The organism is Lysobacterales bacterium (assembly GCA_014946745.1).
GTDB lineage: Bacteria > Pseudomonadota > Gammaproteobacteria > Xanthomonadales > Xanthomonadaceae > Aquimonas.
In genome coordinates this window covers 283,609-306,600 of sequence record JADCRD010000001.1, presented here as the reverse complement: position 1 = coordinate 306,600, position 22,992 = coordinate 283,609, and the positions used below count along the sequence as shown (strand labels likewise).

At 67.6% G+C, this 22,992-nt stretch carries 15 protein-coding genes; 4 read left to right on the top strand and 11 right to left on the bottom strand.

Features of this window, described 5'->3' with window-relative positions; translation table 11 throughout:
• Positions 1–105 precede the first annotated feature (105 nt).
• Complete coding sequence (locus H4O13_01270; protein MBE5314015.1) at positions 106–1,848, bottom strand: hydrogenase; 1,743 nt, start codon at positions 1,846–1,848, stop codon at positions 106–108.
• Between the two features lie 374 nt (positions 1,849–2,222).
• Between H4O13_01270 and H4O13_01265 the strand changes: the two genes are divergently transcribed.
• Positions 2,223–3,809 carry an amidohydrolase family protein gene (locus H4O13_01265; protein MBE5314014.1) on the top strand — a complete coding sequence of 529 codons (1,587 nt, stop codon included), beginning with the start codon at positions 2,223–2,225 and terminating at the stop codon, positions 3,807–3,809.
• Between the two features lie 290 nt (positions 3,810–4,099).
• Here H4O13_01265 and H4O13_01260 read toward each other — a convergent pair whose 3' ends face one another.
• Positions 4,100–4,702, bottom strand: a complete 603-nt coding sequence (locus tag H4O13_01260; protein MBE5314013.1) for a glutathione S-transferase N-terminal domain-containing protein — start codon at positions 4,700–4,702, stop codon at positions 4,100–4,102.
• Between the two features lie 239 nt (positions 4,703–4,941).
• On the opposite strand from H4O13_01260, the gene H4O13_01255 reads away from it, so the two are divergent.
• A complete protein-coding gene (locus tag H4O13_01255; GenBank protein MBE5314012.1) occupies positions 4,942–6,459 on the top strand; it encodes a tryptophan 7-halogenase in 1,518 nt (505 codons plus the stop codon).
• Positions 6,460–7,141: 682 nt separating this feature from the next.
• On the opposite strand, the gene H4O13_01250 is transcribed toward H4O13_01255, so the two are convergent.
• A complete protein-coding gene (locus H4O13_01250; GenBank protein ID MBE5314011.1) occupies positions 7,142–9,823 on the bottom strand; it encodes a TonB-dependent receptor in 2,682 nt (893 codons plus the stop codon).
• A gap of 394 nt (positions 9,824–10,217) precedes the next feature.
• Here H4O13_01250 and H4O13_01245 point away from each other — a divergent pair, with 394 nt between their 5' ends.
• On the top strand, positions 10,218–12,875 hold the full coding sequence (locus H4O13_01245) for a hypothetical protein (protein MBE5314010.1): 2,658 nt from the start codon (positions 10,218–10,220) through the stop codon (positions 12,873–12,875).
• 200 nt (positions 12,876–13,075) lie between these two features.
• Here H4O13_01245 and H4O13_01240 read toward each other — a convergent pair whose 3' ends face one another.
• From H4O13_01240 to H4O13_01230, 3 genes are all read right to left on the bottom strand, one after another.
• Entirely contained in the window at positions 13,076–13,720 is a 645-nt protein-coding gene (locus tag H4O13_01240) for a rhomboid family intramembrane serine protease (GenBank protein ID MBE5314009.1), read from the bottom strand.
• Between the two features lie 16 nt (positions 13,721–13,736).
• Entirely contained in the window at positions 13,737–14,684 is a 948-nt protein-coding gene (locus tag H4O13_01235) for a histone deacetylase (GenBank protein ID MBE5314008.1), read from the bottom strand.
• Positions 14,685–15,225: 541 nt separating this feature from the next.
• Complete coding sequence (locus H4O13_01230) at positions 15,226–16,047, bottom strand: RNA methyltransferase (protein MBE5314007.1); 822 nt, start codon at positions 16,045–16,047, stop codon at positions 15,226–15,228.
• Between the two features lie 150 nt (positions 16,048–16,197).
• On the opposite strand from H4O13_01230, the gene H4O13_01225 reads away from it, so the two are divergent.
• Positions 16,198–16,998, top strand: coding sequence for an inositol monophosphatase (locus H4O13_01225; GenBank protein MBE5314006.1), 801 nt, complete (start codon positions 16,198–16,200; stop codon positions 16,996–16,998).
• A 231-nt stretch (positions 16,999–17,229) separates the two neighbouring features.
• Here H4O13_01225 and secF read toward each other — a convergent pair whose 3' ends face one another.
• The 5 genes from secF to queA all read right to left on the bottom strand — a co-directional run bounded on the left by secF (position 17,230) and on the right by queA (position 22,881).
• Positions 17,230–18,165 carry a protein translocase subunit SecF gene (secF, locus tag H4O13_01220; GenBank protein MBE5314005.1) on the bottom strand — a complete coding sequence of 312 codons (936 nt, stop codon included), beginning with the start codon at positions 18,163–18,165 and terminating at the stop codon, positions 17,230–17,232.
• A gap of 11 nt (positions 18,166–18,176) precedes the next feature.
• Complete coding sequence (secD, locus tag H4O13_01215; GenBank protein ID MBE5314004.1) at positions 18,177–20,045, bottom strand: protein translocase subunit SecD; 1,869 nt, start codon at positions 20,043–20,045, stop codon at positions 18,177–18,179.
• Positions 20,046–20,115: 70 nt separating this feature from the next.
• Positions 20,116–20,442 carry a preprotein translocase subunit YajC gene (gene yajC, locus H4O13_01210; GenBank protein ID MBE5314003.1) on the bottom strand — a complete coding sequence of 109 codons (327 nt, stop codon included), beginning with the start codon at positions 20,440–20,442 and terminating at the stop codon, positions 20,116–20,118.
• 96 nt (positions 20,443–20,538) lie between these two features.
• On the bottom strand, positions 20,539–21,660 hold the full coding sequence (gene tgt, locus H4O13_01205) for a tRNA guanosine(34) transglycosylase Tgt (protein MBE5314002.1): 1,122 nt from the start codon (positions 21,658–21,660) through the stop codon (positions 20,539–20,541).
• 141 nt (positions 21,661–21,801) lie between these two features.
• Positions 21,802–22,881 carry a tRNA preQ1(34) S-adenosylmethionine ribosyltransferase-isomerase QueA gene (gene queA, locus H4O13_01200; protein MBE5314001.1) on the bottom strand — a complete coding sequence of 360 codons (1,080 nt, stop codon included), beginning with the start codon at positions 22,879–22,881 and terminating at the stop codon, positions 21,802–21,804.
• Between the last annotated feature and the right edge of the window lie 111 nt (positions 22,882–22,992).

Here is a 22,992-nt window from a genome sequence, read left to right as displayed (position 1 = left end):
GCGGTGAGCCCTACGTCAATGCGACCGGATGCTAGCACAGGGGTATTGCGGTTCAGGCTGGGCATCGGCGCATCCGCCAGCCTTCGATGCCGACCCGAGGCGGGCTCAGTCAGCCGGCAACGCGAGGTGCTCCGCCCGCAGCGGCGCCACGCCCGCGCCTGCGATGCCGCGCGGCTCGGCCGCCACGCGCAGACGCTCGCTACGCGGCCCGCGACCGGCTTCGAGATCGGCCCAGACCTGATCCAGCGCGCGATACGCATACGGCATCAGCGGCAGGTAGCGCGCGGCCAGCGGCGGCGCGCCGAGAAAACCGTCGAAGTGCTGCACATGCGGCAGCTGCCAGTAGCGCAGCGCACGCCCCGCCTGCTCGGCCTGGGCGACGTAGGCCGCGCTGCTGAAGGCCTCGGGAATCAGACCGTCGTCGAGCCCGTGCAAAACGGTCAGCGGCAGGCCGGCGCGCGGTGGCCCCGCCTGGGTCTTCGCGACCGCGGCGCGGAGACTGCGCGCATCCTCGCTGCCGCCATCCCACAGCTCGGCGAGACAGCGCAGGCCGGCCAGCGGGGGCGGCAGCTCGCCTTCGCTCGGCGACAGCAGCTGCGCGCCGGCGGTCGGCGGAATGCCCGAGCCATCGCTCCAGATCAGCGCGCGCTCGGCGACCGTGGTGGCGCGTGGCTGACCCTGCGCATCCACCGCGGCGACGCGGTATCCGCAGGGCATGTCGGCTGGCCCGCGGCGCAGATAGGCCGAAGCATAGGTCGCACCGACCGCACGCCACATCTCGAAGCTGACGCTCAGCGCGCCGGCAGCGATGGCCTCGTCCGTCCAGCCGCCCTCGTACAGACGCTGACCGGCTTCGCGGATCTGCGCGTCGATGGAATCCGCAGCCAGCAGGCCGGCCGCATGCGCCAGCGCACAGGCCTGCTGCCAGTGCGCGGGTGCCGCTTGCGCAGCCCGTGCGAAAGGCGTGGCGTCGAAGCGCGCATCCAGCAGCGCGCAGGGCATGAGCACACCGGCTTCGGTGCCGTAATCGAAGGCGGGGCGACCGCGGTTCGCGACATGCACATTGGGCGCGATCGCCACCGCCGCATCCAGCCAGTCCTCCGCCTGCTCTGCAGCCCGCAGCACCGCTGCGCCGCCGTTGGACACACCTACCGCGATGATTCGGGTGTTCTCGAAGGTAAACGGCGCCTGCGCCGGCAGCGCGCGGCCGAGCTGCTGCAGGCCGAACTCCGCGGCCTGACGCAGATGGCGGCCCCAGTCGGCCTCCGGATGGTCGCCGCTGTGCGCGTGTTTCAATGCAAGCAGCGGCGCGCCGCTCGCTTCGATCAAGAATTCAGGACCGCCGTCGACGAGGCCCGAGAGCCCCGCACCCTCTCCGCTGGCCATGTCGACAAAGCCCGTGCCCGCGCCCTTGTCGGTGTAGGCGACTGCGCAGCCGCGTGGCAGGCCCCAGCCGCCGGCCAGCGAGATCGCCCCGTAGATGCCGCGCGAACCGGAAGACGCAGTCACGATCAGACAGCGCGCGCGCGCATCGAAGGCATCGGGCAGCTGCAGCATCACCCGATGCGGCTGGCGCGCGTCGGGCAACCAGGCGAGCGCATGGAACTCGCGCCCGGGCACGGCCGGCAGCGCGCCGTACACCTCAGCGAATCCGCCGCCCGGGGTCAGATCGGCAATGCCACGCCAGTTGGCCCAGACCGCGCGGCGACGCAGCTCCGGCGCAGTGGGCGAATCCGCATCCGCCACGACAGGCGGTGTGGCCTGCTGCAGGCCAGTCAGCCCCAGCCCAGCGCTGAGCAGATCATCGGGCGCGCGGTGCGCGGTCTCGCGGACGTCGGACAGTCGCATGGGCACGGCCTCGTTCGGTGCGGGAACGGTAGCGCAGGCCGCGAGCGCGAGGCAGCTCAAGAGTGCAGGTAGGCGGATTGATGGCATGTCCGGATGCTCGGCGCGACCCGCGCAGCGAACCATCGTACTTTGGTACAGCCCAAGCAGCTCCCGGACCGCCCGCTGCGGTTCGACGCGGGCCGAGCGGCCAGCGTGGGCTCATCCAAAGCGCACACACCCGGCCGCCGCTGCGCATCCCAATCCCCAATCCCCAATCCCGACTCTCAACTCTCAACTCCCGCCCCCCGATTCCCACGAAGTCATGACTTGCGCCCCTCCCCGCCCGCGCGCAGCAGGGGCCACACTTTGGTGCTGCACACACTCAAGGCCACGCCATGCGCCCTCGCCTGCTCCGCGCCGCCCTCGCCCTGCTGTTCACCGCCACCTGCGCGCAGGCTGCGATCCCTCCGGCGCCCGAGCGCGATGAAGGCGAAGGCCCGTACGACCAGCTGATCCTGCGCGGAGTCACGGTCATCAACGGCACCGGCAGCCCGGCCTTCGGCCCGGCCGATGTGGTGATCGAGAACAACCGCATCACCGAGGTGCGCATCGTCGGCAGCGCCGATGCGCCGATCAACGCCGAGCGCCGCCCTGCTCTGAAACCCGGCGGCCGCGAGATGGATCTTGCCGGCCACTACGTCATGCCCGGCATCGTCGACATGCACGGCCACATCGGCGGCGACGAGCAGGGCGTGACCGCCGAGTACGTCTACAAGCTGTGGCTGGCGCACGGCATCACCAGCGTGCGCGACCCTGGCTGCGGCAACGGTATCGACTGGTGCGTGTCGGAACAGAAGCGCTCCGAGTCCAACACCATCACCGCGCCGCGGATCTTCCCCTATGTGTTCTTCGGCCAGGGCCGCATCGGCCCGATGCTGACGCCCGAGCATGCCCGCGAATGGGTGCGCGACATGAAGCGCCGCGGTGCGCTGGGCATGAAGTGCTTCGGCTACCGCCCGGACATTCTCGAAGCCGCCTTCGATGAGCTGAAGAAGCAGGGCATGGGCTCGGCCTGCCATCACGCCCAGCTCGACGTGAAGCGGGTCAACGTGCTGACCACCGCGCGCTGGGGGCTGACCACGATGGAGCACTGGTACGGCCTGCCCGAGGCCCTGTTCGACGGCCAGACCGTGCAGGACTACCCGCCTGGCTACAACTACATGAACGAGCAGCACCGGTTCGAGCAGGCCGGCCGGCTGTGGGCGCAGGCGGCCGAAAAGGGCAGCGAGAAGTACGAAGCGGTGATGACGGAGCTGCTCGAACTCGACTTCACCATCGACCCGACCTTCACCATCTACCAGGCCACCCGCGACCTGATGCGCGCGCGCATGGCCGAGTGGCACGAGGACTACACCCTGCCCGCGCTGTGGGACTTCTTCCGCCCGAGTCGCACCAGCCACGGCAGCTTCTTCTTCGACTGGGGCAGCGAGCAGGAGATCGCCTGGCGCGACAACTACGTGCGCTGGATGGCCTTCATCAACGACTTCAAGAACCGCGGCGGCCGCGTCACCGTCGGCAGCGACTCGGGCTACATCTACAAGCTCTACGGCTTCGGCACCATCGAGGAGCTGGAGCTGCTGCGCGAAGCCGGCTTCCATCCGCTGGAAGTGCTCACCGCGGCCACGCTCAACGGCGCCGAGGCGCTGAAGGCCGACGACCGCATCGGCAGCATCGAGCCCGGCAAGCTCGCCGACCTCGTGGTGCTGCGCGAGAACCCGCTGGCCAACCTCAAGGTGCTCTACGGCACCGGCCACATCCGCATCGACGCCGAGGGCGAACCCGAGCGCGTCGGCGGCGTGCGCTACACCATCAAGGACGGCATCGTGTTCGATGCCGTCGAAATGCTGGGCGAAGTGCGCGCGCTGGTGGCCGCAGACAAACAGGCCAAGGGCATCGAGCGTCTCAAGCAGCCGGGGCTGTAGGTCAGCGATGTCCATCGGGTGGGTCTTGACCCGCCCCGTTCGGTGCATAGGGTGGGTCTTGACCCACCCCGTTCGGTGCATAGGGTGGGTCTTGACCCACCCAATTCAGTCCATGGGGTGGGTCTTGACCCACCCCATTCAGTCCATAGGGTGGGTCTTGACCCACCGACGCAGAGCCGAGGCCCGCCGAGCTTTCAATCCGGCTGGTGCGGCCCCTGGGCCGGCTCAGCACACACCGCCTTGCGAGGGGATTTCGAAGGTGTGATGCGGTGGGTCAAGACCCACCCTATTCAGTTCGCGGGTGGGACGGTCGTTGCGAAGCTCTCGCGGCCGCGCACACCCTCAAGCCAGGTCGACAGCCCCGGCGCCTGTGCACGCCAGTCGATCTGCGGAAGACGAAAATCGAGGTAGGCCAAGGCCGCAGCGGACGCGATCGCGCCGAGATCGAAGCGCTCGCCGAGCGCGTCGGATTCCTTTTCCAGCTCCAGCACCCCGCGCAGGATCGCGCTGCGCCAGCGCGCCAACCACTCGGGCGAGCGCTGCGACTCGATGCGGCGGCCTTCCATCACGCTGGAGACCGCCGCATCGGTGATTCCATCCGCCAGCGCTTCACGACGCAGCACCCACCAGCGCTCGGGGCAGGCCGCGGGGATCAAGCGCGGCTCAGCGAGGCTGTCGACGTAAGCACACAGCAGCGGGCTGTCGAACAGGGTAAAGCCCGGCTCGACGATGAGCGCCGGCACCTTGGCCAGCGGGTTGGCCGCCAGCAGCTCGGGCGGATCCTGCAGCGGGTTGGCGACGACCACCTCGACGCGATCGGTGAGGCCTTTCTCGATGACCAGCATGCGCACCTTTCGGGCGTAGGGCGAGGTGGCGGAGTAGATCAGCTGCATGGGAGCTCCGTGTCGATGGCATGAAGGCGGGTTCGATGGAACGGCGTCTGCGACATCTGGAGGCATGTCGACTGCCGCCGAGGCCTCGCGCCGTGCACGCTAGCAAATCGCCAAAGCCTGCTGCAGCGCGGCATGCATACGTATGCGGCGCCACCTTGACTTCCCCGCCAGTCCCGCCGAGGGCACACTCGCCCGAACGTGCGCGCCAGACGCATCAACGAGCAGCAAAGGGGCGGGACATGCAGGACCAGCGAATCCGTGAAGTGGTGATCGTCGGCGGCGGCACGGCCGGCTGGATGGCGGCGGCGGCATTGGCCAAGGTGCTGGGCCGCAGCTACAGCATCCGCCTGGTCGAATCCGACGACATCGGCACGGTCGGCGTCGGTGAAGCCACGATCCCGATGATCAAGCTGTTCAACGCCGCGCTCGAACTCGACGAAGCCGACTTCATCCGCCGCACGCAGGGCTCGTTCAAGCTCGGCATCGAGTTCGTCAACTGGGGCCAGCTCGGCGACAGCTACATCCACGGCTTCGGCAAGATCGGCCAGGACTTGGGCACGGTGCCCTTCTACCATTACTGGCTGAAGCTGCATCAGCAGGGCCGCGCCGGGCATCTCGATGAGTACTCGATCAACACCGCGGCCGCACGCGCCAACAAGTTCATGCCGGCGCGCAGCGATCGCCCGAACTCGCCGCTGGCCGACATCGCCTACGCCTACCACTTCGACGCCGGCCTGTATGCGCGCTACCTGCGCGAGTACGCGGAAGCCCGCGGCGTGCGCCGCACCGAAGGCAAGGTGGCTTCGGTGCAGCAGCATCCGGAAAGCGGCTTCATCGAATCGATCACGATGGACAGCGGCGAGCTCATCCCCGGCCAGCTGTTTGTCGACTGCTCGGGTTTCCGCGGCATCCTCATCCAGCAGGCGCTGAAGACCGGCTACATCGACTGGAGCCACTGGCTGCCCTGCAACCGCGCGGTCGCCGTGCCCTGCGAGACGCGCCACGCGATCACGCCGTACACGCGTTCGACCGCGCGCACCGCCGGCTGGCAGTGGCGCATCCCGCTGCAGCACCGCGTCGGCAACGGCCACGTGTTCTCAGCGGATTTCATCAGCGAGGACGAAGCCACTTCGATGCTGATGGCGAACCTCGAAGGCAAGCCGCTGGCGGAGCCGCGCGTGTTGAAGTTCGTCACCGGCAAGCGCCGCAAGTTCTGGAACAAGAACGTGGTCGCGGTGGGCCTGGCCAGCGGCTTCATGGAGCCGCTGGAGTCGACCAGCATCCACCTGATCCAGTCGGCGATCGCGCGGCTGACCGCGTTCTTCCCGCACGCCGGCTTCGATCAGATCGACATCGACGAGTTCAACACCCACTCGCACTGGGAGTTCGACAAGATCCGCGACTTCCTGATCCTGCACTACCACGCCACCGAGCGCAGCGACACGCCGTTCTGGAACTACGTGCGGACCATGGACATCCCGTCCGAACTGCGCAGCAAGATGGAGCTGTTCCGCAGCAATGGCCGCGTCTTCCGCGAGGGCCACGAGCTGTTCGCCGAACCCAGCTGGGTGCAGGTGATGCACGGCCAGCGCATGCAGCCGCGCGGCTACCACGCCCTGGTCGATGCGCAGGATGAGGCTGCCGTGCAGAAGCACGTCGAAACCGTGCGCGGGGTGATCGCCCACTGCGTCGACGCCATGCCGTTGCATGAGCAGTTCATCGAGCGGCACTGCGCGGCGACGCCGAAGGCCGCCTAGGCTGGGTCTTGACCCACTGCGGGCGCTGCCCCACCGCCTACCTGCATGGGGTGGGCCCTGCCCCACCACCTACCTGCATCGGGTGGGCCCTGCCCCACCTGCTACATGCATAGGGTGGGTCTTGACCCACCATACGCGCCAGGCGGTTCCCGCGCGGCGCGTTGCTGAATGCGAGCTGCGTGTGTTTGGCGGAGCCGAAGGCGATGCCCAAGGTCGCGGACTGTGAGGCTTGCCAAAATGTTAAGCGCGCGACGTTGGGCCGCGCTGCGCTTGGCGCCGACCTGCGGCGATGGGTGCGAGTGAGGCGGATGCCGCGGGGCGGTGGGTCAAGACCCACCCTGTGCAGATAGGAGGTGGGTCAAGACGTACCCCATGCGAGGGATCCGGTGGGTCAAGACCCACCCTATGGAATCTCGCGGGGCGCGGGGCAGTACGCGGGGTCGTAGCATGGGCGGAGCCGAAGGCGATGCCCAAGGTCGCGGACTGTGAGGCTTGCCAAACTGTTAAGCGCGCGACGTTGGGCCGCGCTGCGCTTGGCGCCGACCTGCGGCGATGGGTGCGATTGAGGCGGATGCCGCAGGGTGGCACGCGCGGATCGTCCCCCCACAAAGCCGAAGCCCACGTCGCGGGGAGTCGACGTGGGCTTCGGGTGCCACGGGGGCTATTGCGATGACTCAGGCCATCAGAAGCGGTAGCTCACACCCAGCAGTGCATTGCGGCCGTACTCGACGTACTCGCGCGGGCGCAGGGGATCGCTGTCGAAGGTGGTGCTGAAGGGCTCGTCTCGCAGATTGTTGATCTGGAAGAAGAAAGCGAGATCCTTGAGCGGGCCCTCCATGAACGTGTAGTTGACCTGCAGGTCGACGATCGCCTCGCGATTGATCAGCACTTTCTCGCGGTCGAGGAACACGTTCTGGATTTCGCCAACGAACTCGGAGCGATGACGTCTCGATGCACGGATACCCCAGCCGAAGCGCTCCCAGTACAGGGTCACGTTCGAGGTGTACTTGGAGAAGCCCGGCAGCGGCTCGTTGGTGCCAGGTCCGTTGGGAGAGATGCTGGTGCGCGTATCGGTGTAATGCCCCTGCAGACCGAAGCCCTCCAACGGCTCCCAGAACAGGTCGAAGGGCACCGACACGGCCAACTCGATACCTGCGATCAAGCCACCTTCGCCGTTCGCCGGCGCGGTCAGGGTGCCGATATTGGAGGCTGGCCGCTGTTGACCGGCTGGGATCGGGATTCCAGAGAAATCGAACTCGATCGACTGGTTGTAGATGTAGGACTTCAGATCCTTGAAGAACCAGGCCGCCGACACGTAGCCCTTGCTGGCGAAGTACTTCTCGTAGGAAAGATCGATCGCATTGGCGATCCACGGCCGCAGTTCGGGATTACCGCCGCCACCCGACCAGATGAAGGGAGCGTTCGGATTGGGGTTGTTCTCGCCGCCCTCTCGGTTGATGCCGAAGGAGAAGCCTGCCGACATGTCGTCGATGCGCGGACGCGCGAGTTGCCGCGCCAGACCCAGGCGGAGTTTCTGGCTCTCGGTGATATCGAAGATCAAGTTGCTGCTCGGGAGCACCTCGGTATAGGTCGCCCCACGCGTTACCGCCTCGCCATTGCCCGTCCCACCGAAGGTGCGCAGCCCGAAACCTTCCTGGTCCACACGCTGAACCTGCAGACCGAAGTTGCCTCGCACCGGCACGCTGCCCCAGGCGCTGTCGAGGTTGGCCTGCGCATACAGCGTCGTGATGTCTTCCTCGACGCCAAAGTTCTTGCGCGCGAAACCCTGCGCAAAGCGATCTCGGCGGTTGTACGGGACTCCATTCGGATCGAAGGTCGGCAAGTTCGGCAGGCCGAAGAACCCGAAACCCGCCGAAGCACCGGTGGGGTACGGCAGGGCCGCTCGATCACCGCAGGCCTGGATGCAGAGCGCGTCTTCCGAAGCGAAACGGTCCTTGTCGCGGCTGGTGAAGTTCAGGCCGTACTTGATGCTGCTGATCGCGCCCTCGCCGAACAGCTGCTCCAGCTCGACGCGCGCCTGGTTGATCGTGTCCTCGACGGCGTAGGGCTTGTCGAAGCCGTCACCACCCCAGCCGCCCGGGTCCCAGAGGCGCAGCTGCGAGGTGTCGGCGAAGTCGTAGCCGAAGTCCATGTCGTACCAGCCGCCTGGATTCAGGGCGACGCCCAGCGTGGTGCCGTTGAGTCCGGGCGCAAAACCGGCGTTGCTCTCAAAGTTGCGGCCGTCACGATCGGCGCGCGAGGTGCTGAGGTCGGTAGTCAGACGCCAGTCGTCGTTGACGCGATACTCGTGATTCCAGCCCACCGACAGCAGCTTGTCTTCGCTGGCGTACTGGTCGGTGCGAAGCACCGGCCGCGCGTTGCGATAGGTCGAGGTGGTGCCGTTGCGGCTCACCAGCTCGGCGAGATAGCAGTTGCTTGTGCAGTTTCCGAGTCCGATCTCAAGACCACGCTGGATGGTGTCGGAATCGAAGGTCGAGTAGTACACATCGAGCGCACCGCGGTGGCTGTCGTTCGGCTGGTACTCCATCGCCGCGGTGATGCCCTTGCGGACGAGATCGCTCGTGCGACCCTGGATGGTCACGCCGCCCAGCTGGCCGTTCGGCTCATAGCCCCAGGCGCGCCAGCTGTTCGACTGCTGCGGCGAGTTGAGATATGCGTAGCCCAGCGCGAAGCCCAGCGTCTTGGCCTGGTTCTGGTCGATGTAAGCGAAGCTCGCGCGCTCACCGTAGAGCTTGGAGTCCTCCAACTTGTACTGGTCGCGGCGGTAGTTGCCGGCGATCACGCGCTCATCGAAGTCGAGCGGACGCACGGTCTGCAGGTCGATGGTGGCGGACAGACCCTGACCGATCAGGCTCGCCGTCGGCGTCTTGTAGACGACGACCTGGCGCATGCTTTCGGAGGCGTACTGGTCGAACTCGACGCCGCGGTTGGTGCCCATGCTGGCCTGCTCGCGGCCGTTCAAGGTGGCCGTGGCGAAGTCGCCGGACAGACCGCGCACGTTGATCTCGGTTGAGCGTCCGCGCTCGCGCTGCGAGGTGACGCCGGGCAGGCGCGCGAGGGCGTCGGCGATCGAGACGTCGGGCAGCTTGCCGATGTCTTCGGCAGAGATGGCTTCAACGATGGAATCAGCGATCTGCTTGGTTTCGATCGCGCTCTCGATACCCGCGCGGATACCCACCACCTCGATGGCATCGAGCTCCTCGGCGTCTTCCTTCTCGGCAGCGTCCTCGTCTTCTGCCTGCTGCTGGGCGGCCATGCCGGCATCGGCCCAGGCGGCCTGCGCCATCATCGCGACAGCCGACGCCAGCGCCATGCTTAGCACGTTGCGCTTCAAGTTCAACATTGTCCCCTCCACTCGATCTGGGTCTTCGATTGAGAGCCTGGCTACGCGGTCTGTGCGGCCGCGCGCCGGGTCTGTTTTCTGCCTGCTGGCGATGCTCTGCATCGCCTTCGCCGAGGAACGTTCCCCCGTCCCTTTCAGCGCGGGGCGATGGTAGCCCCGGCCCTTTGGCACAGGCCCCAAGCTGCATACGTATTCATGCAGCCGCTGCGTTCTGAGTGCGTTTCGCGCCTCGCCAAGGGCCTGAACATGAGGCCCGCAGCGGATTCGCGCGCGCCGCCCTGGAGTCGCCGGATGTGCTGCAACGCAACACTCCACCCTGTCAGATCTCGCAGGGTTTGCAGCCGCAAGCTGCGGCTTCTCGCTGCGCTCGCACATTCGATCTGGGAGTCCATCGATGCACGCTTCTCGCCGCCGCAACGCCTTCGTCAGCCGCTGCCCTGCAGGGACGATGCACGCGCGCACATCACTGCTCGCAGGGCGGTGCGCGGTCGCGTTCGCTCTCCTGTGTGGCCTCGATTCGAGCTCGATTGCGCAGGCCGCGTCGTCGCGCGACTGGCGCGACGAGATCCTCTACTTCGCCCTGATCGATCGCTTCGACGACGGCGACCCCACCAACAACGACCAGGGCGCGGGCGAGTACGCTCCGACCGATTCGCGCCGCTACAGCGGCGGCGATCTGGCCGGCCTCACGCGTCGTCTCGACTACATCCGCGGCCTCGGCGCCACCGCGCTGTGGATCACCCCGCCGGTGCGGCATCAGTGGTGGGACGCGGCGGTCGGCTATGGCGGCTATCACGGCTACTGGGCGCAGCACTTCATGGAGGTCGACCCGCACTTCGGCACGCTCGACGACTATCGCGCGCTCGCCAAAGGCCTGCATGGGCGCGACATGCGCCTGGTGCAGGACATCGTGGTCAACCACGTCGGCAACTACTTCCGCTACCCGCCGGGTGAGGCCAAGCCCGACCTTGCCGCCGACTGGAGCGCGAACGCAGGGGCTGCGCCGACCGCGCGGCCGACACAGTGGCCCTTCGACCAGAACGATGCGCGCGACGTGCAGCAGCGCGGCCTCGACATCTACCACTGGACGCCGCCGATTCAGGACTACAGCGACCCGGTGCAGCTGCTCAGTGGGCAAATGGCGGACCTCGATGACCTCAACACCGAAAACCCGCTGGTGCGGCGTGCGCTTCGCCAGTCCTACGGCCACTGGATCCGCGAGGTCGGCGTCGACGGCTTCCGCGTTGACACCGCCTTCTACGTGCCGCCGGCCTACTTCCGCGATTTCCTGTTCGCCGAAGACCCCGCCGCCCCCGGCGTGATCGAGGTTGCGCGGCGCGCTGGCAAGCCCGAGTTTCTGCTGTTCGGCGAGGGCTTCGGCATCGACCGCGCCTTTGAAGACACCCAGGCGCGGCGCATCGAAAGCTACGTGCGCGACGCGGCCGGCCCGCTACTGCCGGCGATGATCAACTTCCCGCTCTACGGCACCAGCCTCGACGTGTTCGCGCGCGGGCGTCCGCCGGCCGAGCTCAAGCACCGCATCGAAAGCGTGCTGGCCGTGCATGCCGATCCGCACCGCATGCCGAGCTTCGTCGACAACCACGATGTCGACCGCTTCCTCGCCGGCGGCAGCGAGGCCGGACTCAAGCAGGCCCTGCTCGCGCTGATGACATTGCCCGGCATTCCGGTCATCTACTACGGCACCGAGCAGGGCTTCACCCGCATGCGCAGCGCGATGTTCGCGCAGGGCTGGGGCAGCGAGGGGCGCGATCATTTCGACACCGCGCACCCGCTCTACCGCTACCTGCAGCGCGCCACCGCCCTGCGCCACGGCGAGTACGCCCTGCGCCGCGGACGGCCCCGCGTGCTGGCCGCCGAAGCCGCCGGGCCGGGCCTCATCGCCTGGGTGATGGAGTCCGATCAGGGCGCTGCGCTGGTCGCGCTGAACACGGCGGAAGCAGCAAGCCTGTTTGGCGCAGTCGATACCGGGCTGCCCCGCGGCACCCGCCTGCAGCCGCTGTTCGCGATCGAGGGCGAGGCGAAGCTGCTGGAGGTGGATGCGCAGGGCCGCATCGATCTCGCCCTGCCCGCACGCGCAGGTCAGGTGTGGCGCGCGTTGCCTGCGCCCGCTGCGGAATCCACCGAGCGTCGCGACCGGCTGCGGCCGCAGTTCGATGCGCTGACCGATGCGCCGGTGTCCGGCCCGCTGTCGATCGCCGGTCGCGCTCGCGCCGGCAGCAAAGTGCAACTCGTGCTGGATGGTGAGGTCGCGCGTGCCACGCGCGTGCAGTCGGACGCCGACGGGCGCTTCGCGGTCGACCTCGATGTGCGCGGCCTCGCGGATCCTTCGCTGAGGCATCGCGTGCAGCTGGTGGAGACGTCGAGCGGGCTCGCCTCGGACAGCGCGCACTTCCGCGTACAGCCGCGCTGGAGCGTGCTGGCCGAGCGCGCTGACCCGATCGGCGATGACCATGGCCCCGAAGGACGCTATCGCTACCCCACCGACCCCGGCTGGGGCGAGCGCGGCCTGCTCGATCTCACCCATGTGCGCGCCGAGGCCAGCGGCGGCAGCCTGCGTCTGCAGGTGCGCCTGCGCGCGCTGAGCCGCGACTGGAACCCGGCCAATGGCTTCGACCGAATGGCGCTGACGCTGCACATCGCCCTGCCCGAGGCGAGCGACGGCGCGCGCGCCCTGCCCCTGCTCAATGCCGAGATGCCCGAGGGCCTGCGCTGGCAGCGGCGTCTGCGGCTGCACGGCTGGTCGAATGCGCTGTTCTCGCACGAGAGCGCCGATGGCACGCGGGAAGGCACCGCGATCGGCGCGGCAGCACTGGCGGTCGACCACGCCAACGCCACGCTGAGCCTCACCCTGCCCGCCCGCCTGCTGGGCGAGCCGGATTCCCTGCACGGCGCGGTGCTGCACCTGAGCACCTGGGACTACGACGGCGCCTATCGCGCGCTCACGCCTGAGGGCGGCAGCATGCGCTTCGGCGGCGGTGATGGCACCGGCGAGCCGCTGTGGATGGATGCGATGCTGCTGCGGCTGGAGTAGAGGCTTCGATCGAAGTGAAGGCCGCGGTGGGTATGTGCAAGCGGGGCAAAGGTTCAGCGCCGGTGGGTCGAGACCCACCCTATGCGAACCGCCCCGCCTCGCCCATCGGGTGGGTCTTGACCCACCGAATGCGAAACGCACCGCGGGCAATTCGATGCGGACCGAGTCCAGTGCTGAGCGCCGGTGGGTCGAGACCCACCCTATGGCCGCCGCCCGAAAGGCCAGCGGCCGCGCCAATACTGCAGCAGCAGGAAGCCGAACAGCATGCCGCCCAGATGCGCGAAGTGGGCGATGCCGGTGCGGGTGCCTGAAACACCAAGCACCAGCTCGACCGCGCCGTACACGACCACCAGGGTGCGCGCCTTCATCGGTATCGGCGGGATCAGCAGCATCACCTGCCGGTTCGGAAAGGCCATACCGAAGGCCAGCAGTATGCCGAACACGCCGCCGGAGGCCCCCACCGTGGGATAGGGCTCACCGCCCTGCGCGGACAGGGTCGCCACCACGAGTTGGATCAGGCCTGCGCCGACGATGCAGGTCAGCACGTACAGCAGATAGCGCCGCGGCCCCAGCACCCGCTCGACGTCGCCGCCGAACATCCACAGCGCCAGCAGGTTGAACAGCAGGTGGGCCTCGCCGCCATGCATGAATCCATAGGTGAACAGCTGCCAGGGAAAGAAACCGACCGTAATCATCTGCCCCTGATGCATGCCGAGCGCGTAGTCACCTGCAGGCCAGAGCATGAAGGGCAGCATCGCGACTTCGCCCAGCAGCAGCTGCAGCACATAGACCAGGCCGCAGGCCAGCAGCAGCGCCTTGGTGACGGGAGGAACAGGCGGCATCACCACTCCGGCGGGCGGATCAACAGGCCGGCAGTGTAGCGGTCGCTGCGCGGGGCTCGACCTCGCCGGCAAGGCAGCGCGACTGCGCGAGTGCCGCCAGCACCGTCGCGTAGTGGATGTCGACGATGTCCTCGACATCGTTCGCATAGCCACCGGCCATGCTGATCGACAGCGGCAGGCCGAGCCGGCGGCAGGTGTCGAGCACGCGCTGGTCGCGTTCGCGCAGGCCGGGCTTGCTGAGCTTGAGGTAGCCGAGGCGATCGCCCTCGAAGGGGTCGGCACCGGCGAGGTAGATCACCGCATCCGGACGCGCGGCGGCGATGGCGCGCGGCAGGTGGTGGTCGAGCAGATCGAGGTAGGCCGCGTCGTCGGTGCCATCCGGCAGGGCCACATCGAGGTCCGAGGGCGGTTTGACCGCCGGGTAGTTGCGCGCGGCGTGCATCGAGAAGGTATAGATCGTCGGGTCGTTGGCGCACAGGGCGGCGGTGCCGTCGCCCTGATGCACATCGAGGTCGACGACCAGCAGCCGGTCCGCCAGCCCTGCGGCCTGCACATGACGTGCAGCGACCACCGAGTCGTTGAACACGCAGTAGCCGCCGCCGCGATCGAAGGCCGCATGGTGGGTGCCGCCCGCGAGGTTCACCGCGACACCGTCGCCGCGCAGGGCCGAAGTGAGTGCGCCGATGGTGCCGCCCGAGGAGCGCCGCGAGCGCTCGACCATCGCCGGCGACCACGGAAAGCCGATGCGCCGCAGCTCGGCGTCGCTGGCACGGCCTTCGTGCATGCGGGCGATGTAGTCGTGGCAGTGCACGCGCTGCAGGTCTTCGATCGAGGCCGGTTCGGGTTCCACCAGCTCGATGCCCTCGACGCCGCGCACGCGCTCGTACAGCCGCCGGTACTTGTCCATCGGAAAGCGGTGCTCGGGCGGCAGCGGCAGCACGAAGTGGTGGCAGTAGTAGGCGCGCACGTGCGATGGATCAGGCGGGGGAGAGGAGCGAGGAACGAGTGGAGAGGAACGAGGAAAGCGTTGGGGCCCAACGAGTCATAGGGTGGGTCTTGACCCACCGGAGCTAAACGCCAGCCCCGGTTCAACACAGGGTGGGTCTCGACCCACCGAAGCTCAACACCCGCCCCGGTCCACCATAGGGTGGGTCTTGACCCACCAAAGCCCAACATCCGCCACGGTCCAACATAGGGTAGATCTTGACCCACCGGAGCCCAACATCCGCCACGGTCCAACATAGGGTGGATCTTGACCCACCGGAGCCCAAAACACGCCCCGGTCCAGCCTGACCAAACGCCCCCCGCATTGAAATGCGCCAAGCGTGCGCGACGCGTGAGCTGATGAGGTCGGTGCACGCCGTTATTGGGAATCCCTGGGATGTGGCGATCGCTTCACCGGGAGTGTTCGTACGAAATTCACGCTTCGGTGGGTCAAGACCCACCCTATGCCTGCTCGACACGCAGCATTGCGGCGAGATTCGAGCTTCGGTGGGTCAAGACCCACCCTATGGACCCGGCTCTCGCCGCGCCTCGGTCGGCACATGCAGCCCCGACTTCAGCGCCAGCTCGGCCATGCGCTGGGCATCGGCGAGGATGCCGTGGAGGATGCGCAGTTCGCGCTCGTCCAGCGCGGCGCGCAGGAACACGCGGCGCAGGCGCTGCATCACCACATCGGGCGAGCGACCCTTGTGGAAGTCGATGTCGTGCAGGGTCTGGTCGAGGTGGACGAAGAAGCGCTCAACCTGGGCCTGCGTCGCCAGCGCGTCGCCGCGCTCAAGCGTGGCCGCCAGAGCCGAAGGCGCCGCGGCCTGGGCCAGCGTGGCCGCGCTCGCCAGTGCCGGAAACAGATGGCTCATGCGCAGCTCGTAGCAGAGCACCTGCACCGCCTGCGCCAGATTGAGCGAGCTGTACTCGGGGTTGGCCGGAATGCGCACCGCGGCATGGCAGTGCTGCAGCTCCTCGTTGGTGAGACACGCGCGCTCGCAGCCGAACAGCAGGGCCACGCGGCCGCTGCGGGCGCTCTCCAGCACCACCTGGGCCGCCTCGCGCGGGGCGTGCTCGGGCAGGGGCACGCCGCGGCGGCGCGCGGTCGAGCCCATCACCATCCGGCAGTCGGCGATGGCGTCTTCCAGGCGCTCGAACACCTGCGCACGTTCAAGCACATCGTCGGCGCCAGCGGCCAAGGCATTGGCCTGGATGTCCGGGTAGCGGTCCGGCTGCACCAGACGCAGATCGGACAGGCCCATGGTTTTCATCGCGCGGGCCGCGGAGCCGATGTTGCCGGGGTGCTGGGGGCGAACCAGCACGATGGCGATGGCGTCGAGCATGGGGAAATCCTGTTCGGGGGCGTGCGTGGAGCGGCGACGAGGGCGATTCAGCCGGCGGGCGGGACGGCGCAGGGGCTTTGCAGTACACTCCCCCGCCCTTCAGGGACGGCCAGCGTGGCCGGGCCCGTTCTTTTCCCAGCGAGAGTGCGTATGCAGAAGTCCGCGATCAACGTCGTGGTCAAGGCGGCACGTCGTGCCGGCGACCTGATCCTTCGCCATGTCGGCCGCGTCGAGACCCTGAGCGTCTTCGAGAAATCGAAGCAGGATTATGCCAGCGAGGTCGATGCCCAGGCCGAAGCCGAGATCATCCGCGAACTCAAGCGCGCTTTTCCCGACCACGCCTTTCTGGCCGAGGAATCGGGCCAGACCGGCAAGTCCCGCTACACCTGGGTGATCGATCCGCTGGACGGCACCAGCAACTTTCTGCACGGCATTCCCCACTTCTGCGTGTCGATCGCGCTGCTGGACAACCAGGAACCGGTGCTCGGCGTGATCTACGACCCGCTGCGCAACGAGATCTACAGCGCGGTGAAAGGCTCGGGCGCGGTGCTCAACGACAAGCGCATCCGCGTCGCGCAGCGCAATGACCTCTCGGGCGCGATGCTGATCACCGGCTTCGCCCCGCGCCAGCGTTCGAAGATCGGCGCCCAGCTTGAAGCCGTGCGCGAGCTGATGCGCGACGCCGAGGACGTGCGCCGCACCGGCTCGGCCGCGCTTGACCTGGCCTACGTCGCCGCAGGCCGCGCCGATGCCTACTTCGAAGCCGGCGTGATGCCCTGGGACATTGCCGCCGGCGTGCTGCTGGTGCGCGAAGCCGGCGGCCGCGTCTGCGACTTCCGCGGCGGCGGGGATTACTTCAAGTACGGCCAGATCGTGGCCGGCAACCTGAAGGTCAGCGAGCTGGTGCAGAAGTCGCTGGTCAACTCGGGGTATGCGGCGGCGTTTGATTGATCGCGGCGGTCGCGGCTTTGCCGCGGCGGGATTGGGGATTCGGGATTCGGGATTTGCCGCCGGTCGAGCTACCGACGCGGTGCGATGCGACCGCTTTGTCGAGCGGGCTGGAACGCTTCATCGACCTGTCGAGTTCAATCCCCAATCCCTAATCCCTAATCCCCAATCCCACAAACAACAAGGGCGCCCCGCAGGGCGCCCTTGTTGTTTGCCCCGCCGCAAGGCGAGAACTCAGGGACGACGCGCCAGCTCGGCCTCGTCGCGGGCCTTCGGCATCAGGTCTTCCTTGTTGGCGCCAAGCCACAGCAGCAGCGGGCAGGCGATGAAGATCGAGGACAGGGTGCCGATCACGATGCCGATGATCTGCGACTCGGCCATGCCCTTCAGCGAGGGGCCGCCGTAGAAGTACAGGGCGAGCACGGTGAGCAGGGCCACGAACGAGGTGATGATCGTGCGCGACATGGTCTGGTTGACCGAGCGGTTCATGATCTCCACCGGCGTCAGCCGCAGCGTGCGGAAGTTCTCGCGGACGCGGTCGAAGACGACGATGGTGTCGTTGATCGAGTAGCCCATCACCGAGAGGATGCCGGCCAGCACGTTGAGATCGAACTCGTGCCCGCTGAGGGCGAACCAGCCGATCGCGATGACCACGTCGTGCAGGGTGGTGATGATGGCCGCCACCGCGAACTTCCACTCGAAGCGCAGCGAGATGTAGATCAGGAATCCGGCGACCACCATCAGCAGCGCGTACACGCCGTTCTGGGCCAGCTCCTTGCCGATCTGCGGGCCGACGAAATCGCTGCGCACCAGGGTGCCCGGGTTGTCTGCGGTGTTGAGCGCCTTGAGCAGCGCGTCGCCGGTGCGGGCCGCGGTGGTATCGGCCTCGTCCGGCTGCAGGCGGATCAGGATCTCGTTGGTGGCGCCGAAGGTCTGCACCTGCACCCCCTCGAAACCGGCCTGGTCCAGGGTTTCGCGCGCGGCTTCCAGATCCACCGATTTCTCGAAGTGCAGCTCGGCCACGGTGCCGCCGGTGAAGTCGAGGGCGAAGTTGAAGCCGCGGATCGGAATCGCGGCCACGGCCACCACCATCAGCGCCAGCGCAAGCAGCAGCGAGACCTTGCGCAGCCGCATGAAATTGAACTGGCTGTTGTACGGAAACAGGTTCATGGGCGTGGCCTTTAGATCGACAGACCGGCCAGCTTGCGACGGCGGCCGTAGATGAAGGTGGCGATGCCACGGGACGCCGACACCGCGCTGTACATCGAGGTCAGGATGCCGAGGATCAGGGTGATGGCGAAGCCCTTCACCGGGCCGGTGCCGAACGCGAACAGGGCGATACCCGCCAGCATGGCGGTGATGTTGGCGTCGGCGATCGTGCCTGCAGCCTTGTCATAGCCGTTGGCGATGCTGGCCAGCGGCGTATTGCCCTCGCGCAGCTCTTCGCGGATACGCTCGTTGATCAGCACGTTGGCGTCGACCGACATGCCCACCGTGAGCGCGATGCCGGCGAGGCCCGGCAGGGTGAGGGTGGCGCCGATCAGCGACATCAGCGCCACCACCATCAGCAGGTTGATCAGCAGCGCCACGTTGGTGATGAGGCCGAAGGTCTTGTAGTAGACGATGAAGAAGACCATCACCAGCAGGAAGGAGAAGGTCACGGCGGAGACGCCGGCCTTGATGTTCTCGGCACCCAGGCTCGGGCCGATCACGCGCTCCTCGATGATGTCCATCGGTGCGGCCAGCGAGCCGGCGCGCAGCAGCAGGGCGAGCTGATTGGCCTCTTCGGGGCTGTCGAGGCCGGTGGTCTGAAAGGTGGGACCGAACACGCCCTGGATGGTCGCCAGCGAGATCACCTGCTCTCTGACGCGCGAGGCCTGCACCTCTTTGCCGTCGACGATGCGGGTCTCGGGGATGCGCTCGATGAACACCACTGCCATCGGCTTGCCGACGTTGTTGCGGGTGAACTCCAGCATGCGCTGGCCACCGGACGCGTTCAGCTGCACATCGACCTTCGGCGTGCCCGACTGCGGGTCCATGCCCGAGCTGGCGCCGGTGAGCTGGTCGCCCGACGCGATCACCTCGCGCGAGAGCAGCACCGGCTGCGGACGCCCATCCGGCCCCAGCGTGCGGCTCTCGTAGAGCTTGGCGCCCGGCGGCACCCGTCCGGTATCGCGCGCGGCGATCGCATCGCCTTCCACGGCTGCGCGGTACTCAAGCGTTGCGGTGGCGCCGATCACGGCCTTGGCGCGCGCGGTGTCCTGCACGCCCGGCAGCTGCACCACCACGCGGCTGGCGCCCTGACGCTGCACGATCGACTCGGACACGCCCAGCTCGTTGATGCGATTGCGCAGGGTGACGGTGTTCTGCTCCATGGTCTCGTCGAGCACGCGCGCCATCTCTTCTTCGGTCAGCGCGCCACTGAACAGATTGGGCTCGGCGCCCTCGGTGAGCTGCAGGCCAGGCACGGCCTCGCGGACCAAGGTCATGGCCGCCGCGCGGTCGGCGGGATCGCGCAGCACCACCTCGACGCCGGTCGCGGTGCGACGCACCGCCGAGAACACCAGGCGCTGGTCGCGCATGCGCGTGCGGATCTCGTTGAGGATGCCCTCGAAGCGCTTGTTGGTCGCGGCCGCTACGTCCACCTCCATCAGGAAGTGCACGCCGCCCTGCAGGTCCAGGCCCAGCGACATCGGCTTTGCGCCGAGATCAGCCAGCCAATCCGGCACGGTCGAGGCCAGGCTGAGCGCGGCTATGTAGTCCTGGCCCAGCACCGGGCGCAGCGCCTCGGCCGCCTTCTGCTGTTCGACCACATCATCGAGTCGGACCAGCAGCGAGCCGTCCACGATCTCGATCGATTTCGGCGTGATCGGGCCGCCACTGAGTGCGGCCTCGACCCGGCTCTGCAGCGCCGCATCGACGGTGGCGCCGCGGCCCGCGCTGATCTGCACGGAGGGGTCCTGCGGAAACAGATTGCCGCTGGAATACACGGCGGCGAACAACATGATCAACGCCAGAACGGCGTACTTCCAACGGGAATACTCAAGCATGGGTGTGGGACCCTGCGGGATCGCGACTGCGATCGCTGTGGAGGAGTGGTGGGGCGCAGGCCCCGCCGGCTCATGCGGATTTCAGCGTGCCCTTGGGCAGCACCGCGGTGACGGCCTGCTTCTGCACCTTGACGCGGACGCCGTCGGCGACTTCGACGGTGATGAAGCTGTCGCTGACGTCATCGATCCGGCCGGCGAGGCCGCCGGAGGTGATCACCTCGTCGCCCTTGCCCAAGGCGGACACCATGTTGCGGTGCTCCTTGGCGCGCTTCATCTGCGGGCGGATCACCAGGAAGAAGAACACCACGAAGAAAATGCCGAGCATGATCAGCGGCGACCACGGCGAGGGCTGCGGGGCTGCGGCCTGGGCGAAAGCAGGGGAGATCAGGAAGTCCATGGGGCAAGGCGCTCCGGTGACAGTTGAGGGCTTCAGCGGCCGTCCTGGCCGCCGCAAAGCCGCGGATTATGCCATGCGCACCCCGTGACCCCGGATTCACTCGGCGGCTGGGGTCTGGCGCAGGCGATAGAACTCGGCCCGGAAGTCCTCGAACCGCCCCGCGTCTATGGCGGCGCGGATGTCGCGCATCAAGGCCTGGTAGTGGAAAAGGTTGTGCTGGGTGGCCAGCATGGCGCCGAGGATCTCGTTGCAGCGCTCCAGGTGCCGCAGGTAGGCCCGCGAGAAGCCGCGCGAGCAGGCGTAGCAGCCGCAGCCCTCCTCGATGGGGCGGGTGTCCTTTTCGTACTTCGCATTGCGGATGCGGATCGCGCCGTGCTTGGTGAAGTAATGGCCATTGCGTGCATTGCGGGTCGGCATGACGCAGTCGAACATGTCGATGCCGCGGGCCACCGCCTCGACGATGTCCTCCGGCCGACCCACGCCCATCAGGTAGCGCGGCCGATCCACCGGCAGCTGCGGACAGGTGTGCTCCAGCATCGCGTTGCGCTCGGCCTCGGGCTCGCCAACGGCCAAGCCTCCCACCGCGTAGCCGTCGAAGCCGATGTCGATCAGCCCGCGCGCGGACTGGGTGCGCAGATCGTGGTAGACGCCGCCCTGGACGATGCCGAACAGCGCGGCGTCATTGCCTTCGTGCGCGCGCTTCGAACGCTCGGCCCAGCGCAGCGAGAGCTGCATCGAGGTCGCAGCCTGCTTCTCCGTGGCGGGATAGGGCGTGCACTCGTCGAAGATCATCACGACGTCCGAGTCCAGCACGCGCTGGATCTCCATCGACACTTCAGGGCTCAAGAACACCTTGCTGCCGTCGACCGGCGAGGCAAAGGTCACGCCCTCTTCGGTGATCTTGCGGCGGTGCGCCAGCGAGAACACCTGGAAACCGCCGGAGTCGGTCAGGATCGGCCCATCCCAGCGGGCGAAGCCATGCAGGCCTTCATGCGCACGGATGACCTCAAGGCCGGGCCGTAGGTAGAGGTGGAAGGTGTTGCCCAGAATGATCTCGGCGCCGAGCGCGCGCAGATCCTCGGGGAACATGGCCTTGACCGTCCCGTAGGTGCCGACCGGCATGAAGGCGGGCGTCTCCACCGTGCCGCGCGGAAACGCAAGCCGCCCCCGGCGCGCGGCGCCGTCGGTGGTGAGAAGGTCGAACTGGAGACGGGACATTGGAAAGCCGGGATTGGGGATTGGGGATTGGGGATTGAGTGACCGGCTCTTGCGGCAAGCCTGGGATTTCGCGCTTCGCGGTAAGGGTTTGACGAGTACGGACCTGCCGGTGAGTTTCGACCGTCGGCCAATCCCGAATCCCTAATCCCCAATCCCCGCTGCTTGAGCCTCCGGCTCAAGCAGCATCGCATCGCCATACGAAAAGAAGCGATAGCGCTGCTCCACCGCATGGCGATAGGCGTCGAGGATGCGCTCGCGGCCGCAGAAGGCCGAGACCAGCATCATCAGGGTCGACTGCGGCAGGTGGAAGTTGGTGATCAGCGCATCGACCGAGCGGATGCGGTAGCCGGGGAAGATGAAGATCTGGGTATCGCCGGCGAAGGGCTGCACTTCGCCCTCGCGCATCGCGGTCTCCAGCGCACGCACGACGGTGGTGCCGACTGCGATCACCCGCCTGCCGGCGGCGCGGGTGCGGCGGATCTGCTCGACCAGCTCGGCGCCGACGTTGAGCCACTCGCTGTGCATGGTGTGCTCGTGCACGCTGTCGGCGCGCATCGGCTGAAAGGTGCCCGCGCCCACGTGCAGGGTGATATGCCCCATCTCGATGCCGCGTGCGCGAAGCTGCGCCAGCAGGGGCTCGTCGAAGTGCAATCCCGCGGTGGGTGCTGCCACCGCACCGACGTGCCTGGCGAACACGGTCTGGTAGCGCTCGGCGTCGTCCTGCCCGGGCTCGCGCTGGATGTAGGGCGGCAGCGGCAGGCGCCCGGCGCGCAGCAGCAGCTTCTCCAGCGCCTCGTCGCCGAGCAGGCGCAGCAGATAGAACTCGCCCTCGCGGCCCAGCACCTCGAACTCGCCGCCGGCATCCAGGGTGATGCGCACGCCCGCCTTCGGCGACTTGCTGACGCCCAGCTGCGCGCGCGCCTCGTGGGTGCCGGTGATGCGCTCGATCAGGATCTCGACCCGGCCACCGCTGTCCTTGTGGCCGAACAGCCGGGCCGGGATCACGCGGGTGTCGTTGAACACCAGCAGATCGCCCGGCTGCAGCAGCTCCTGCAGATCGCGGACGTGCCGATCCGTGTATCCACCATCGGCCTGCAGATGCAGCAGGCGACTGGCCGAACGCTCGGGCAGCGGTGCCTGGGCGATCAGCTCGGGCGGCAGGTCAAAGTCGAAGTCGGTCTTTTTCACAGGCGTCTCGTTGGGCACAGCGCAGCCGCGCATTATCGGGGTGTGCAGCGGGGGCGACAAATCGGCGGCGGCCAGTGCCACTAGCGCCAGAAACCGGACGGTCGCAGCCGAGTCTGCGCTGTGGTTCACGTTCGCCAACAGAAC